This is a genomic window from Rhodococcus sp. TAF43 (assembly GCF_052113525.1).
Classification (GTDB): Bacteria; Actinomycetota; Actinomycetes; order Mycobacteriales; family Mycobacteriaceae; genus Prescottella.
In genome coordinates this window covers 29552-44915 of sequence record NZ_JBFRDL010000023.1, presented here as the reverse complement: position 1 = coordinate 44915, position 15364 = coordinate 29552, and the positions used below count along the sequence as shown (strand labels likewise).

12 protein-coding genes are annotated in these 15364 nt (G+C 67.9%); 7 read left to right on the top strand and 5 right to left on the bottom strand.

Translation table 11 applies throughout. The features are described from left to right. Window positions 1-13: 13 nt before the first annotated feature. Window positions 14-808 carry an LLM class F420-dependent oxidoreductase gene (locus AB4Z09_RS15845; RefSeq protein WP_114720161.1) on the bottom strand — a complete coding sequence of 265 codons (795 nt, stop codon included), beginning with the start codon at window positions 806-808 and terminating at the stop codon, window positions 14-16. A gap of 86 nt (window positions 809-894) precedes the next feature. On the opposite strand from AB4Z09_RS15845, the gene AB4Z09_RS15840 reads away from it, so the two are divergent. From AB4Z09_RS15840 to AB4Z09_RS15815, 6 genes are all read left to right on the top strand, one after another. Then, complete coding sequence (locus tag AB4Z09_RS15840; RefSeq protein WP_442240140.1) at window positions 895-1389, top strand: nitroreductase family deazaflavin-dependent oxidoreductase; 495 nt, start codon at window positions 895-897, stop codon at window positions 1387-1389. Window positions 1390-1489: 100 nt separating this feature from the next. Continuing rightward, entirely contained in the window at window positions 1490-2584 is a 1095-nt protein-coding gene (locus AB4Z09_RS15835; RefSeq protein WP_442240139.1) for an ABC transporter ATP-binding protein, read from the top strand. A gap of 134 nt (window positions 2585-2718) precedes the next feature. Continuing rightward, the gene (locus AB4Z09_RS15830) at window positions 2719-4005 is read left to right on the top strand and encodes an ABC transporter substrate-binding protein (RefSeq protein ID WP_174914175.1); all 1287 of its coding nucleotides are present in this window, start codon (window positions 2719-2721) and stop codon (window positions 4003-4005) included. A 35-nt stretch (window positions 4006-4040) separates the two neighbouring features. Then, the gene (locus tag AB4Z09_RS15825) at window positions 4041-5132 is read left to right on the top strand and encodes a carbohydrate ABC transporter permease (RefSeq protein ID WP_174914173.1); all 1092 of its coding nucleotides are present in this window, start codon (window positions 4041-4043) and stop codon (window positions 5130-5132) included. A 155-nt stretch (window positions 5133-5287) separates the two neighbouring features. Continuing rightward, window positions 5288-6103 carry a carbohydrate ABC transporter permease gene (locus tag AB4Z09_RS15820; protein WP_174915045.1) on the top strand — a complete coding sequence of 272 codons (816 nt, stop codon included), beginning with the start codon at window positions 5288-5290 and terminating at the stop codon, window positions 6101-6103. A gap of 232 nt (window positions 6104-6335) precedes the next feature. Then, on the top strand, window positions 6336-8669 hold the full coding sequence (locus AB4Z09_RS15815) for a transglycosylase domain-containing protein (protein ID WP_442240178.1): 2334 nt from the start codon (window positions 6336-6338) through the stop codon (window positions 8667-8669). Window positions 8670-8718: 49 nt separating this feature from the next. Here the strand turns inward: AB4Z09_RS15815 and AB4Z09_RS15810 are convergent, their stop codons facing one another. The 4 genes from AB4Z09_RS15810 to AB4Z09_RS15795 form a co-directional block, all read right to left on the bottom strand. Continuing rightward, a complete protein-coding gene (locus AB4Z09_RS15810; protein ID WP_442240138.1) occupies window positions 8719-10263 on the bottom strand; it encodes an MFS transporter in 1545 nt (514 codons plus the stop codon). 366 nt (window positions 10264-10629) lie between these two features. Continuing rightward, the gene (locus AB4Z09_RS15805) at window positions 10630-11688 is read right to left on the bottom strand and encodes an ABC transporter permease (protein WP_174914166.1); all 1059 of its coding nucleotides are present in this window, start codon (window positions 11686-11688) and stop codon (window positions 10630-10632) included. After that, window positions 11685-12542, bottom strand: coding sequence for an ABC transporter ATP-binding protein (locus AB4Z09_RS15800; RefSeq protein ID WP_442240137.1), 858 nt, complete (start codon window positions 12540-12542; stop codon window positions 11685-11687). Before AB4Z09_RS15800 ends, AB4Z09_RS15805 begins: the two co-directional genes overlap by 4 nt. After that, window positions 12539-12940, bottom strand: coding sequence for a GntR family transcriptional regulator (locus AB4Z09_RS15795; protein WP_174914162.1), 402 nt, complete (start codon window positions 12938-12940; stop codon window positions 12539-12541). Before AB4Z09_RS15795 ends, AB4Z09_RS15800 begins: the two co-directional genes overlap by 4 nt. Window positions 12941-13115: 175 nt before the next feature. Here AB4Z09_RS15795 and AB4Z09_RS15790 point away from each other — a divergent pair, with 175 nt between their 5' ends. Next, window positions 13116-15269: a transglycosylase domain-containing protein gene (locus tag AB4Z09_RS15790; RefSeq protein ID WP_442240136.1), complete on the top strand. Its 2154-nt coding sequence runs from the start codon at window positions 13116-13118 to the stop codon at window positions 15267-15269. Window positions 15270-15364 lie beyond the last annotated feature (95 nt).

The window sequence follows — 15364 nt, the reverse complement described above, 5'->3', positions numbered from 1 at the left end:
GTTTCGTCCCGGGCTACGCGAGCCCGGACAGTTGCGGTGGGGTGTGCTCGTCGCGCCACGCGATGGCCTCGCGCAGGCTGGTCAGGTCGTAGTCGGGTCCGCTGCAGTTGGCGGTGAACAGCGTGACGCCGATATCGACGTAGGCCGCCGCGAGATCCGTGCCCGGCCACCACGTGGAGTGCTCGATCTCGTGCGGGTCCCGCTGGACGTCGCCGCAGTGCTCGCCGAGGATCGCGGACTTGCGGGCGAACTCGTCCCGATCGCCGAACCCGTGCCAGATGTCGGCGTACTCGGCCACCAGGCGCAGCGTCTTCTTCTCGCCGCTACCGCCGATCAGGATCGGAATGTGCCGGGTGGGAGCCGGATTGAGCTTGCCGAGACGTCCCGTGATGCGGGGCAGGTACTCCCCCAGCAGCTTGATCCGGGATCCGGGGGTGCCGAACTCGTAGCCGTACGCGTCGTAGTCCTTCTCGAACCAGCCGGCGCCGATCCCGAGGATCAGGCGTCCGCCGCTGATGTGGTCGACGGTGCGGGCCATGTCCGCCAGCAGATCCGGGTTGCGGTAGCCGGCGCAGCTCACCAGCGTGCCGATCTCCACCCGCTCGGTCTGCTCGGCCCACGCGCCCAGCATGGTCCAGCACTCGAAGTGCGCGCCTTCCTGATCGCCGTACAGCGGGAAGAAGTGGTCCCAGTTGAAGACGACATCGGCCCCGGCGTCCTCGGCGCGCAGGACCGCGTCGCGGATCTTGCCGTAGTCGGGGGCGTGCTGCGGCTGCAGCTGCAGGCCGATCCGGACAGGTCGGGTCATGGGGGCTCCTTCGCGCCGGGACTCGCATCTCACGGTATCCCCGTGATGGGCCCGTCGCACAGAGATGGGGGGAGCACACTGGAGGCGTGCGGATCAACGAACGCCCGACGTCGCCCACCGGCTTCAAACGCCGATTCCTCCGGATGCCGATCCAGCTGTACCGGTGGCATCTCGGCGGGCTGCTCGGGCACCGGTTCCTCCTCCTCGAACATCTCGGCCGGCGCAGCGGCAAGACGCGGCAGGTGGTGCTCGAGGTCGTCAACCACGACGAGGTCGGTGACGGCGCCCCCGACGGTTACGTCGTTGCGGCCGGGTTCGGGACGACGTCGGACTGGTACCGGAACCTGACCGCACATCCACGCGCGCGGGTGCAGGTGGGGCGCCGGACGGTGGACGTCGAGGCCGACTTCCTCGGAACCGAGGAGGGCGGCGACCTCATGGCCCGGTACGGCACCGAACACCCGAAACTCGGCCTCCGGCTGTGCACCACGATGGGTTTCGACGTCGACGGCAGCGAGGCCGACTTCCAGGAGGCGGGCCGGCACATCCACTTCGTACGACTGCGACCGGTGCACGGCTGACCCCGCACGCCCCGTGCGACGCCTATGCTGTGCCCGCACATCCGTGCACCCTCACTCGGATCGTCCGGCACGTTCCTGCCGGTGAAGGGACCGCTCCACCATGGCTTCGGTGACATTCGACAAGACCACGTGCCTGTTCCCCGGCGCGACCACTCCCGCGGTCGACAAGCTCGACCTGCACATCGAGGACGGCGAGTTCCTCGTGCTGGTCGGCCCGTCGGGCTGCGGCAAGTCCACCTCGCTGCGCATGCTCGCGGGGCTCGAGGAGGTGTACGACGGGCGCATCCTCATCGGCGACCGCGACGTCACCGGCCAGGAGCCCAAGGAGCGGGACATCGCGATGGTGTTCCAGAACTACGCGCTCTACCCGCACATGTCCGTCGCCGAGAACATGGGCTTCGCGCTCAAGCTCGCGAAGACGCCCAAGGACGAGATCAAGCGCCGCGTGCAGGACGCCGCGAAGATGCTCGACCTCGAGCCGTACCTCGAACGCAAGCCCAAGGCGCTGTCCGGCGGCCAGCGGCAGCGCGTCGCGATGGGCCGTGCGATCGTCCGGCAGCCGCAGGTGTTCCTCATGGACGAGCCGTTGTCGAACCTCGACGCGAAGCTGCGCGTGCAGACCCGCACCCAGATCGCGCAGCTGCAGCGCCGGCTCGGCACCACCACCGTGTACGTCACGCACGACCAGGTGGAGGCCATGACGATGGGCGACCGGGTCGCGGTGCTCAAGGACGGCATCCTGCAGCAGTGCGCGCCGCCCCGTGAGCTCTACAGCCGTCCCGTCAACCAGTTCGTCGCCGGATTCATGGGCTCGCCGTCGATGAACATGCTGACGTTGCCGCTCACCGACGGTGGCGTGCAGTTGGGTGACGCGGTGATCCCGGTTTCCCGTGAAACCATCGCGGAGATCCCCGAGGGTCAGGTCGTGCTCGGTATCCGTCCCGAACATCTCGAGCCGGTGACGGAAAGCTCCGCCGGGGGCCCRGGCATCCCGCTCGACGTGGACGTCGTCGAGGAACTCGGCGCCGACGCCTTCGTCTACGGACGTACCGGACTGGGTGGTCGCGGCGAGCACAATTTTGTCGCCAGGACGGACTGGCGCAACCCTCCGGCCCGTGGTGAACGGGTGAACCTGCACGTCGACCCGTCCGAGGTGCATCTGTTCTCGGTCACCGACGGCCGCCGGCTCGGGTGACCCTTACCGATCCAGTCCGGGGGTAATGACCGAAATTTGTCCCGGTCCGTGCCAGAGTAAGCGGCGACATATGCCTCGGTCCGGCGGAGTTCACGTCCGTGGAGGGCCGGAGACGTCTATCTGAAAGGTGGACCATGCGTTCTTTCAAGACGCGCACGCGGGTTGCCGTCGCGGCTTCGGCCGTCGCGCTGCTCGCGATCGCCGGCTGCTCGAGTGACAGCGACGGCGGCAGCGCCAGCGTCGACGACGCCGTCAAGCAGAACCTCGACGGCCGCGGTGCGATCTCGTTCGCGATGGGCAAGAACGACACCGACAAGCTGCAGCCGGTGATCGACAAGTGGAATGCGGCCAACCCGGACGAGAAGGTCTCCCTCAAGGAACTGCCCGGTGAGGCCGACGACCAGCGCAACAAGCTGGAGCAGTCGCTGCAGGCCGGCAACGCCGACTACGACGTGATGGCTCTCGACCTGGTCTGGACCGCCGGTTTCGCCGCGAACGGCTGGCTGCAGCCGCTCGAGGGCAACCTCGCGATCGACACCGCGCCGCTGCTGCCGGCGACGGTCGAGTCCGCGACCTACCGGGGCACGCTGTACGCCGCGCCGCAGAACACCAACGCGCAGCTGCTGTACTACCGCACCGACCTCACCCCCACGGCCCCCGCGGACTGGAAGGCGCTCACCGACAGCTGCCAGGTCGCCAAGGACAAGGGCGTCCAGGACTGCATGGTCACCCAGCTCAAGCAGTACGAGGGCCTGACCGTCAACACCACGCAGTTCATCAACTCGTGGGGCGGCGCGGTCGTCGGCGCCGACGGCAGCACCCCCGAGGTGGACTCGCCGCAGTCCAAGGCCGGCATGCAGGCCATGGTCGACGCCTACCAGGCCGGACAGATCGCGAAGCGCTCGACGGGCTTCACCGAGGAGGAGACCAACCTCGCGTTCGTCGGCGGCGAGGCGATGTACGCCTACAACTGGCCGTACATGTGGGACAACGCCGAGAAGGACGGTTCGAAGGTGAAGGGCAACGTCGCAGTYGCTCCGATCGTCGGACCGACCGGCGCCGGCGCGTCCACGCTGGGCGGCTACAACAACGGCATCAACGTCTTCTCCAAGAACAAGGCGACCGCGCGTGACTTCGTCGCGTTCGTCCAGAACGAGGAGAATCAGATGTCGTTCGCGGACGCGTCGTTCCCGCCGGTCCTGAAGTCGGTCTACGACGACCCGGCCCTGATCGCCAAGTACCCGTACCTGCCGGCGCTCAAGTCTGCGCTGGAGAACGCCAAGCCGCGTCCGGTCACGCCGTACTACACCGCCATCTCCAAGGCGATCCAGGACAACGCGAGTGCCGCCCTCAACGGCAAGGTGACGGTCGACCAGGCCGCGACCGACATGACCGCGGCGATCAAGAACGCGGCCAAGTAACCGCCGTTCGAACACGAGAGATCAGGTAACGCACGATGGCTGACTCTGCTGGGCTGAGGCGAGCAGACGAGGCCCGCGCCGTGGTCGGGATCGACGATCCCGACCACGGCGGTCGCGCTTCCGGGCATGGGCCCGGGACGCCGCGCACGGGTCACGATGACGAACCACCGGTGGTCGCTCCACGTAAGAAACGCGATTTTCGGCCGATCTGGCTGATCGCGCCGACCATGGTGATCCTGGCCGTCGTCATCGTGTATCCGGTGATCCGCGCGGTCTACCTGTCCTTTCAGGCGAACAAGGGAATCGACCCGGACACCGGGCGGTTCACCGAGGGCGGGTTCGCCGGCTTCAAGCACTACCTGCAGTGGCTGGTGCAGGACTGCGGTGGCGGCGCCGGCACGTGCCCGCCCGGCACCCTGGCGCACGACTTCTGGTCCGCCGCCGGTGTCACGATCTTCTTCGCCGTCGTCACGGTCACGATCGAGGTGCTCCTCGGTCTGTGGATGGCGACGGTCATGGGCAAGACCTTCTGGGGTCGGTCCCTGCTCCGCGCGAGCGTGCTGATCCCGTGGGCCATTCCCACGGCGGTCACCGCGAAGCTGTGGTTCTTCATCTTCGCCGAGAACGGCATCGCCAATAAGTTGCTCGGCACCTCGATCGCGTGGACCACCGACCCGTGGGCGTCGCGGTTCGCGGTGATCATCGCCGACGTGTGGAAGACGACGCCGTTCATGGCGCTGCTCATCCTCGCGGGCCTGCAGATGATCCCGCAGGACGTGTACGAGGCGGCCAAGGTCGACGGCGCCAGCGCGTGGCAGCGGTTCACCAAGATCACGTTGCCGCTGGTCAAGCCCGCCCTCATGGTCGCGGTACTTTTCCGCACCCTCGACGTGCTGCGCATGTACGACCTGCCCGCGATCCTGTCCGGCACGTCCGGCGCGACGCCGAACACGACGCTGTCGATCCTGGTGATGGCCGACATCCGGCAAGGCAACTTCCAGAGTGCGTCGGCGTTGTCGACGCTGATATTCCTGCTGATCTTCGCCGTCGCGTTCGTGATGGTGAAGTTCCTCGGCGCCAACGCGGTGCGCACCCAGGACGAGCAGCGGAAGGGAGCTGATCGCTGATGGGACGCCACAGCAAGCCCGACGACCTCGACGACCACGCCGTGACACCCACCTCGTCGGTGCCGACAGCGGTCGCCACCCGCGTCGCTCCCCCGGCCGACGCCGAGACTTCCACGGTGCTCGCCAAGCCGCGCCGACGCACCGACCGCGGCAAGATGGCACGCACCTACCTCGGTGTCGCGATCATCCTGATCTGGGGTCTGGCGCCGTTCTACTGGATGGTCGTCACCGCGTTCCGGCAGGTCGACCACACCTTCGACACGACGCCGTGGCCCACGTACCTGACCCTCGACAACTTCCGCGCCGCGCTGTCCACGGACAAGGGCAACGACTTCCTCGGCGCGATCGTCAACAGCCTGATCATCGGCGTGGTCACGACGGCCGTCGGCCTGCTGCTCGGCGTGTTCGCGTCGTACGCACTGGCGCGGATCGAGTTCCGCGGCAAGTACATCGTCACCGGCATCATCCTGGGCGCGTCGATGTTCCCGACGGTCGCGCTGATGACGCCGCTGTTCCAGTTGTTCGGTGACTTCGGCTGGATCGGCCAGTACCAGGCGCTGATCATCCCGAACATCTCGTTCGTGCTGCCGCTGACGATCTACACGCTCACGTCGTTCCTGTCGGATCTGCCGTGGGAACTCGAGGAGGCCGCCCGCATCGACGGTGCGAGCCGGTTCCAGGCGTTCCGGCTGGTGATCCTGCCGCTGGCCGCGCCGGCGCTGTTCACGACCGCGATCCTCGCGTTCATCGCGACGTGGAACGAGTTCATGCTCGCGAGCCTGCTGTCGACGGAGAAGACCGAGCCTGTCACGGTCGCGATCGCGCGCTTCGCGGGCGCCAACTCGTGGGAGCAGCCGTACGCGGCGATCATGGCGGCCGGCACGATCGTGACGATCCCGCTGGTGATCATGGTGCTGGTGTTCCAGCGCCGCATCGTCTCCGGTCTCACCGCGGGCGGCGTGAAGAGCTGAGATGACGGCTCGTCTTGTCTAGGCCGCCGCGGGGCCGTCAGCCCCTGGAGATTATCGGTCCTCCGGGGGCYCGTTCGGGAGCGATAAGTGCGCAAAACGCGGGGATGACGGGGTGCGCCGGGTATGCCGGGTCCGTCCTCGGCTGATCGACGTTCGCGTGCCGTCCGGGCCGTGAGATGCGACGATCGGAGGACGACCGGATTCGACCGACCCCGGTTGGGGGCCTCGTCGGATCGCCAGTTGCGGACCGGAAGTTGCGCGCGTGAAGTCCACGAGCAGCACGAACCCCGAGAAACCGAAGCGGCCCGAGCGTGGGACTCGATCCCGCCACCGCACGCTGATACGCATCCTCGCGGCAGTCGTGATCGTCCCGATTGTCCTGCTTGCCGCGGCGTATCTGCTGGCGGACGTGCCGAGCCCCGGGCAGATGCAGACCAAACAGGTGGCCACGATCCTCGCCTCGGACGGTTCCAGCGTCGTCGCGAAGATGGTGCCGCCCGAGGGCAACCGGACCGAGGTGCCGCTCGACGCCGTCCCCGGCTACGTCCGCAATGCGGTGCTGTCGGCGGAGGACCGCGACTTCTACTCCAACCCCGGCTACTCGATCTCTGGGTTCCTGCGGGCCGGACGGGACAACCTGCTGGGCCGCGACAGCGCCGGCGGCGGCTCGACCATCACGCAGCAGTACGTCAAGAACGCACTGGTCGGCACCGATCGGAACGTGATCCGGAAGGCGCGCGAGTTGGTGGTGTCGGCGAAGATGGCCCGGCAGTGGTCCAAGGACGAGATCCTCGGCGCGTATCTCAACACCATCTACTTCGGCCGCAACGCGTACGGCATCGCGGAGGCGTCGCACGCCTTCTTCGGCAAGCCGGTGGAGCAGTTGACGCTCGCGGAGGGCGCGGTGCTGGCGTCGGTGCTCCAGAGTCCGTCCGCGCTTGATCCGGTGACCAATCCGGACGGGCTGCGCGCGCGGTGGAACTACGTCCTCGACGGCATGGTCGAGATGGGGGTGCTCGCCGCCACCGAGCGTGCGAACACCCAGTTCCCAGAGGTCCTGCCGGTCGCGCCGATGCAGGCGGCCGACGTGGCGCCCGGGCCGGAGGGCCTGATCCGCACGCAGGTGGCCCGCGAACTCGCTGCCGCCGGGATCAGTCAACGCGACATCGACACCGGCGGGCTGCAGATCACCACGACGATCGACGCGAAGGCGCAGCAGGCGGCGGTGGACGCGGTGAACCGAACCCTCGACAAGCAGCCCGACCAGTTGCGGGCGGCGGTCGTCTCGATCGATCCGAGGTCGGGGGCGGTGCGGGCCTACTACGGGGGCGCGGAGGGCGCCGGGTTCGACTTCGCCCAGGCCGGGCTGCAGACGGGTTCGTCGTTCAAGGTCTTCGGCGCGATCGCGGCACTCGAGGACAAGGTGCCGCTGACCGCGCAGTTCAGCAGCGCGCCCCTCACCGTCGGCGACCTCACCATCAAGAACGTCGAAGGCGAGACGTGCGGGACGTGTAGCCTCGCCGAGGCGCTCAAGCGGTCGCTCAACACCAGCTACTACCGCCTGACGCTGTCGATGGAGAACGGGGCGCAGAAGATCGCCGACGCCGCGCACCAGGCCGGCATCCCCAAGCAGATCCCCGGTCTCGACCACGAGACACTCTCGCAGTTCGGCGGTCCACCCGAGACCGGAATCGTGTTGGGCCAGTACCAGACCCGACCCATAGACATGGCGTCCGCGTATGCGACCCTCGCAGCGTCGGGGACGTTCCACGAGCCGTACTTCGTGCAGAAGGTGGTGAACTCGGACGGCCAGGTGCTGCTCGACCACGCCCCGCCCGCCGGTGAGCCGCGGATCGATCCGCCCATCGCGGACACCGTCACGCAGGCGATGACGCCGATCGCGGCGTACTCGCGGAACCACGGTCTGGCGGGCGGTCGCCCGTCGGCCGCGAAGACCGGGACCTCGCAGTTGGGGGACACCGGCGAGAACAAGGACGCCTGGATGGTGGGGTTCACACCGTCGCTGTCGACCGCCGTGTGGGTGGGGACCGCGGAGGGCAAGGCGATCGAGACCAGCGGGGGCGGAGCGATATACGGCGCGGGTCTGCCGTCGGACATCTGGAAGGAGACGATGGACGGCGCGCTCGCCGGGACCTCCAACGAGCAGTTCCAGGCACCGCAAGCGGTGCAGCAGTCCGGCGGTCAGCAGGGACGCGCACCCGCCGCGAGCGGCGGGTCGTCGACCACCACCGAGCAGCAGTACACCGAATCCGCCCCGACGCGGCAGCGGTCCGCACAGACACCGCAGGAGGCGCCCGCCTGGACGCCTCCTGCTCAGACCGTTCCGCAGGCGCCGGTGCAGCAGGGCGCACCCCAACAGCAGTGGAATGCACCTGCGCCGCAGCAACAACCGCAGCAGCAGGCGCCGGCACCCGTCCCCCAGGCGCCGGCGCCTGCTCCCCCTCCCCCGGCGCCGGCGCCTGCTCCCCCTCCCCCGGCGCCGGCCCCCGCACCGCCGCCGGGAATTCAGATCCTCCCGGGTGTCACCATCCCGCTCCCGGGTTAGTTCGATTCTGCGACTGAGGGACGTGGAGAACCCCCGGTCGGTCGGACGATCAGCCCGCGGCGACCAGTTCGTCGCCGTCCGGGGTGGAGCGAGTGGCGGAAGCCGGAACCTCGATCTGAGCGATGTTGCGCGGCAGGAGGAATGCGACGACTGCGCCGACGAGGGCGAACACCGCGCCGATCCAGAAGGCCACCTGGAATCCGGCATTGTCGTAGAACACGGCACCCTGCAGGGTCGCCTGGATCTCCGGCGGGAACTGCACGATGTGCGAGTTGTTCATCACCGCGAAGGCGATGACGGGGAGCACGGCAGGGAACACCGACTGCGAGACGCCCACCATCGATGCGGAGCTGGCCTGGAGTTGCGGCGGCACGGCCTCGATCAGGAGGTTCGGGATCGAGGCGTAGCCCATGCCCATACCGAAACCGAAGACCGCGCAGATGATCATGACGATGGACTTGGTGTCGTGCGTCTGGGCGATCAGCGCGAAGGCCACGGCGTTGAGCAGCAGGCCGGTCACCAGCAGCGGCCGCGGACGCATGTTGCGTCCCACCAGCGTGCCGACGAGCAGACCACCGAGGACGACGGCGCCGCCGATCGGCACCTGGTACAGGGCGAAGCCCTCGGCATCGACGCCGAAGCCGTAGCCCAGGCCGAACAGGGCCGGCGTCATGACCATCATCGGCAGCAGGATGGTGAACAGGCCGGACGACCCGTAGACCACGCCGGCGCTGATCGTGGTGAGCAGCACGGGACGCTTGCCGAGCACGTCGAGGTCGATGAGAGGTTCCTTGATCATGCGGGCGGACACCACCCAGCCGACCAGGAGCACGATGCCGCCGATGAGGTAGGCCAGGGTGCCGCCGTCCGTCCAGCCCCACGACGGGCCGAAGCTGACCGCGATGAGGATGCCCGCGATACCGCCGCCGAGCAGGATCGCGCCGACGAGGTCGATCCGCGAGCGCAGGCGCACGTTCGACTCGGCCGTCGTGAGCTGGATCAGTCCACCGAGCACGACGAGGCAGATGACGAAGAACCAGAAGATGGAGCGGAAGCCGAAGTCGTCGAGCAGCCAGCCGGTGAGGAACGGCGCGGCGATCGCGATGAGGCCCATGCCGCTGGTGGCGATACTGACGGCGAGCGCAACGGTCTTCTGCGGGAACACGTCACGGATCAGCGAGTAGCTCAGGAACAGGGTCGGCACCATCAGGCCGGCCAGGCAGCGGCCGGCGATCATCATCGCGTACGACGTCGCGATGGCCGAGATGAACGAACCGACGAGCGCGATCCCTACGCAGGCCAGCAGCATCTTGCGCTTGCCGTACATGTCGGCGAGTTTGCCGATGAGCGGCGCCGCCATGGCACCGACCAGCAGGAATGCCGTCAGCAGCCATGCACCCTGCGTGGTCTGGTAGTGCGCGGAGATCTGCGGCAGGGCCGTCGAGATCATCATGTAGCTGACCGCGAGCAGTTCGAGCAGAAGCACGATCGACAGCAGCGAGAGGACGAGGCGGAGGCTCCAGCCTTCCTCATGGGTCCGACCCGACGGGTCGGTGGGCGACGGCGCAGGGCCGCCGGTCGGGGTGGTGACCATCCGTGGAATCCTTTCAGACACCAATAAGCAACGGGACCAGATGTTTTCGGGTCCTGTGAAATCTCCGGAGATGGCGGGTGCGCAGGTTCCCGCCGTGGCACCTTCGGTCGGCCGACGGCGCTCTCACATCACACTGATCGCGAAACCGTGACGCCAGTCACATGCCCGCCCAGTGGGACATTTGCCGACCGGGTGTCGTCGAGTGTCGGTACCGGTGAATTCGACTCGTTACCAAAGCTATTGAGCGCCTGAGTGCCACAAGGAGTCCACCTTGGGTGATTTGTCGGATTGCCCCGACGAACAAACGCTCGGCACCCGGGAGGCCGGGTGCCGAGCGTTTGTTCGAGTGTTGCTCGTGTCGAAGGGTCAGGGCCGGAGCCGGCGCACCGCCCACATCGACGGAATCAGCAGCAGTGCCGAGAGCGCGAGGGTCAGTGCGGCTTCCGTCAACTGGAAGCGGCGGAACAGGCTGCCGGGGTGGTAGCGCGTTTCGAAGCGGTCGATGCCCTGGGCCCGCTGGCAGGCGGTGAACTCGCGGTCCTGCGCGGCGTAGATGGCGTCCTGGCGCGACTCGTACTCGGCGAAGGTCTCGTCGGGGCGTTGTTCCCAACCGCTTTCGGAGCCGGTCGTGCTACAGGCGGCGTAGTCCATGTCCACGCCGCGGCCCTCCGCGTCGACATAGCCCGAACTCAAGGTCCAGACAGCCTCGGTGTCCGGCGTGTAGGTGACCGCACGGTTGTATCCGAGCGGCTGCGACTCCACAACGGGTGTCGCGTACTGCGGGCGTGCCTCGACCTGGAACCCCACCAGCAGTGCCGCCATCGCGATCAGCGTCACCGTCATCGCCCCGAGCGTGTTGCGGAGCAGCAGGCCGACGAGGCTTCCGAGGATCAGTGCCAGGGCCGTGTAGGCCCCCGCGATCAATCCGGTGGACTGAAACAGCGGGAAGGTGAGACTGGAGTGCCCGAAGTAGCTGCTCGACGATACGAAGGCGAAGTTCGGCCCGACGGCCGCCGTGCGGGTCCACTGGAGTGCTGATCCGAGGACGGCCATGGCGAGGACCACGGGTACGAACACGACCAGCACCCGGGTCCAGTACCAACGTGCGCGGCTCACGGACTGGGACAGCCCCAGGACGTGGGTGCCGTGCTCGATGTCCCGGGAGAAGACCGTGACGCCGACCAGCACGCCGAGCAGCACGGGCAGAGCCACGGTGACGAGCGTGATCATCGTGAGCGTCGACTCGGCCCAGCACGCCGCGGAGCCGTCACCGGGAACACAGCCGAAGAAGTTGCCGAACGGCTCCGGGCTGTTCGTTCCCCGAACGATGAGGCCACAGACCGCCGCGACGACCGCGAGCAGGAGGACCGAACCGACCGCGGCCAGGATCGTCGTTCGATGCTGCCGCCAGGTAACCCAGATCATGCTGCCTCTTCGTCGATGGTGGTCAGGTAGGCCAGGACGATGTCGTCGAGGTTCGGGGGTTCCACGCGCCAGCCGTCGCCGGGCGTGGGACGGGCGCCGCGCACGAGGTAGGTGTGCCGGTGCGACTCGACGATCGAGCCGCTGCCGACGACGCCGGCCGGGTCGGCCGCGCTGGTGAGCAGATAGTGCTCCTCGAGGAGGTCGTCGAGGGCGCCGGTCAGCCGGGCCCGGCCGGAACCGAGGATCACCAGTTGGTCGGCGATCTCGGCCACCTCCGACAGGACGTGCGACGACAGCACGATGGTGGTGCCGCGCTCGGCGGCGTCCTCCATGAGCGTGCGGACGACGGATCGTCGTGCGAGCGGGTCGAGTTCGGCCAGTGGCTCGTCGAGCAGGAGCACATCGGGGCGGCGGCCCAGTGCCAGTGCCAGCGCGACGCGGGTGCGGTGCCCGGGTGACAGGGTCTTCACGCGCGCCGACAGCGGGATCTGGGCGTCGGTCACGAGCCGGGTCGCATAGTCGTTGTCCCACTGGGTGTTCGACTTCTCGCCGAACAGGAGGGTGTCGGCGACCGTGAATCCGCGGTACAGCGGCTTGTGCTGGGCGACGTAGGCGAGCCCGGGCAYGATGCCGTTCCGGCCGGGTCGATGTCCCAGGATCGTCACCTCTCCGGCGTCCGGCTCGAGCAGGCCGACGGCGATGGACATGAGCGTGGACTTGCCGGCCCCGTTGGCGCCGACGAGTGCGGTGATGCTGCCGCGCTCGACGTCGAACGAGCAGCCCCGCAGTGCCTCCGTGCGGCGGAACTTCTTGTGTACGTCGCGCACCGTCAGTGCGCTGTCTGCCTCACTCATGTGAACTCTCCTGTGTCCTCACCGAATTCGCTGTCCAATGCCGCTGCAACCAGGGCCTCGAGGTCCGATCGTTCGAGCCCCGCGCCCGCGCCCGCCCGCGCCCACGTCGCGAGTTCGTCCTGCAGGGCCTGCCGTTCGGCCATGCCGGGTTTGAGCAGCGACTGGGTCACGAACGTGCCCAGCCCGGGCCGGGCTTCGACGAGTCCGTCGTTCTCGAGTTCCCGGTAGGCCTTGAGCACGGTGTTGGGGTTGACCGTCACGGCGGCGACCACCTCCTTCGCGGTAGGAAGCCGGTCGCCCGGTTTCAGGTCGCCCAGTCGTAGGGCCTGTTTCACCTGGAGCACCAGCTGGACGTACGCGGGGATCCCGGATCGACGGTTGATGTGGAACTCGACCATCGAATCTCCATTTCACTACAACAATAGTGAAATAGAGGTTGCACTGGTCGCCGTCCGATGTCAACCTGTTCGAGAGGTTTGCGGGGGTTGCTGCGTGTCGCGGTAAATGCGGCTCGAAGACGCTGCGCAGTGCAAAAATTCGGACGAGTGTACCGATTGAGACGGAAGTTCCATTGTGAATTCAACAAACACGGAAGCCGCGGGTAGTCCGGAATCCGGCCCGCCCGCCACCAAGGCTCGGCGACGCAAACCGCGCCGGCGCGGCCGTCGGATCGCCCTGTACGTGACGCTGTGCGTGCTCGTACTGCTGATCGCCACCCCGTTGATCGCGTTCGGTGTCGCCTACAAGGACGCGGACGTGCCGCGGCCCGGCGATATGAAGACCAACCAGGTGTCGACGATCCTCGCGGCCGACGGAACCACGGAGATCGCCCGCGTCGTGCCGCCGGAGGGCAACCGCACCGAGGTCACGATCGACCAGATCCCCGGTCATGTGCGCAACGCGGTGCTCTCGGCCGAGGACCGCGACTTCTATTCGAACCCGGGATTCTCGGTTTCCGGATTCGCTCGCGCGGCCCGCGACAACGTGCTCGGCAAGGACAGCGCCGGCGGTGGCTCCACCATCACCCAGCAGTACGTGAAGAACACGCTGGTCGGGTCGGAGCGGTCGGTGACCCGCAAGATGAAGGAACTGGTGATCTCGTCGAAGATGGCGCGCGAGTGGTCCAAGGACGAGATCCTGGCCGCGTACCTCAACACCATCTACTTCGGCCGCGGCGCGTACGGCATCGCGGCCGCGTCCGACGCGTACTTCGGCAAGCCGCTGGGCGAGCTGACGGTGGCCGAGGGTGCCGTGCTGGCTGCGGTGATCCAGAGCCCGTCGAGCCTCGATCCCGTCACCAATCCGGCAGCGTTGAAGGCGCGTTGGGACTACGTGCTGGACGGCATGGTCACGATGTCGGCGCTGTCGTCCGTCGAGCGCGGGGCGATGCAGTTCCCGGACGTGCTCCCGACGGCGCCGCTCGCGGATGCAGGTGCGGCGCCGGGCCCGGAGGGCCTCATCCGCGCGCAGGTGCTGCGTGAACTCGCCGAATCCGGTGTCAGTGAACAGGATCTGAACACCGAGGGACTGCAGATCACCACCACCATCGATCCCACGGCGCAGCAGGCCGCGCTGGACGCGGTCGCCGACACGCTCGACGGTGAACCCGAGAACCTGCGCACCGCCGTGGTGTCGGTCGACCCGAAGTCGGGTGCGGTGCGCGCCTACTACGGCGGCGCCGACGGCAAGGGCTTCGACTTCGCGCAGGCCGGACTCCAGACGGGTTCCTCGTTCAAGGTGTTCGGGCTGGTCGCCGCACTGCAGCAGGACATCCCGCTGTCGCAGATGTACGACAGCGGTCCCCTCTCCGTCTACGGCGTGACCATCACCAACGTCGAGGGCGAGTCCTGCGGCAAGTGCACCATCGCCGAGGCGCTCAAGCGGTCCCTCAACACCAGCTTCTACCGCCTCACGTTGGCGATGGACGACGGTGCGCAGAAGATCGCGGACGCCGCACACGCCGCCGGCATCCCGGAGACGGTGCCGGGATGGCAGTACCCCACGCTCACGCAGGAGGGTGGTTCGCCGGAGAACGGAATTGTGCTGGGCCAGTACCTGTCCCGGCCGATCGACATGGCGTCGGCGTATGCGACGCTGGCGGCGTCGGGCATGTACCACAAGCCGTACTTCGTGCAGAAGGTCGTGACGGCGGACGGTGTCGTGCTGCTGGACCGGCCGGCGCCCGAGGGTGAACGCAGGCTCGACGCGGCGGTCGCGGACAACGTCACGCAGGCGATGCTGCCGATCGCGTCGTACTCGCGCAGCCACGGACTGGCCGGTGGCCGACCGTCGGCGTCGAAGACCGGCACCGCACAGCTCGGCGACACCGGGCAGAACAAGGACGCCTGGATGGTGGGGTACACCCCGCAGCTGTCCACCGCGGTGTGGATCGGCACGGCCGACGCGAAGGCCATCGAGAACACCTGGGGCGGCTCCGTGTACGGCTCGGGTCTGCCGTCGGACATCTGGAAGAAGACGATGGACGGCGCGCTCGAGGACACCGACGTCGAGAAGTTCCCCTGGCCGGCGCCGATCGGTGGTCAGGCCGGTGTCCCGGCGTACACCGGGGCGGGATCGGGCGCATCGGGGTCCGGCCAGAGCACGGCCAATTCGCCGGCCCCGGCCGCACCGGCTCCCGCGCCCGCACCGGCACCGCAGCTTCCGCCGCCCCCGAGCGGTCGCGTCATCGAGATCCTGCCCGGGGTCAAGATCACGTTGCCGGGCTGAGTCGACGGTCGGGTGTGGGGGCGTGACGCAGGTCAAGATCGGGTGCATACGTGTCGCATCCGTGATTGAAGAATCACGATTCGGAAGGTGTACTC

What these genes read in the sequence shown, in the direction of transcription:
- AB4Z09_RS15845 (WP_114720161.1), bottom strand. Translation starts at nt 808, where the DNA reads ATGACCCGACCTGTCCGGATCGGCCTGCAGCTGCAGCCGCAGCACGCC.
- AB4Z09_RS15825 (WP_174914173.1), top strand. Translation starts at nt 4,041, where the DNA reads ATGGCTGACTCTGCTGGGCTGAGGCGAGCAGACGAGGCCCGCGCCGTG.
- AB4Z09_RS15820 (WP_174915045.1), top strand. Translation starts at nt 5,288, where the DNA reads ATGGCACGCACCTACCTCGGTGTCGCGATCATCCTGATCTGGGGTCTG.
- AB4Z09_RS15810 (WP_442240138.1), bottom strand. Translation starts at nt 10,263, where the DNA reads ATGGTCACCACCCCGACCGGCGGCCCTGCGCCGTCGCCCACCGACCCG.
- AB4Z09_RS15805 (WP_174914166.1), bottom strand. Translation starts at nt 11,688, where the DNA reads ATGATCTGGGTTACCTGGCGGCAGCATCGAACGACGATCCTGGCCGCG.
- AB4Z09_RS15795 (WP_174914162.1), bottom strand. Translation starts at nt 12,940, where the DNA reads ATGGTCGAGTTCCACATCAACCGTCGATCCGGGATCCCCGCGTACGTC.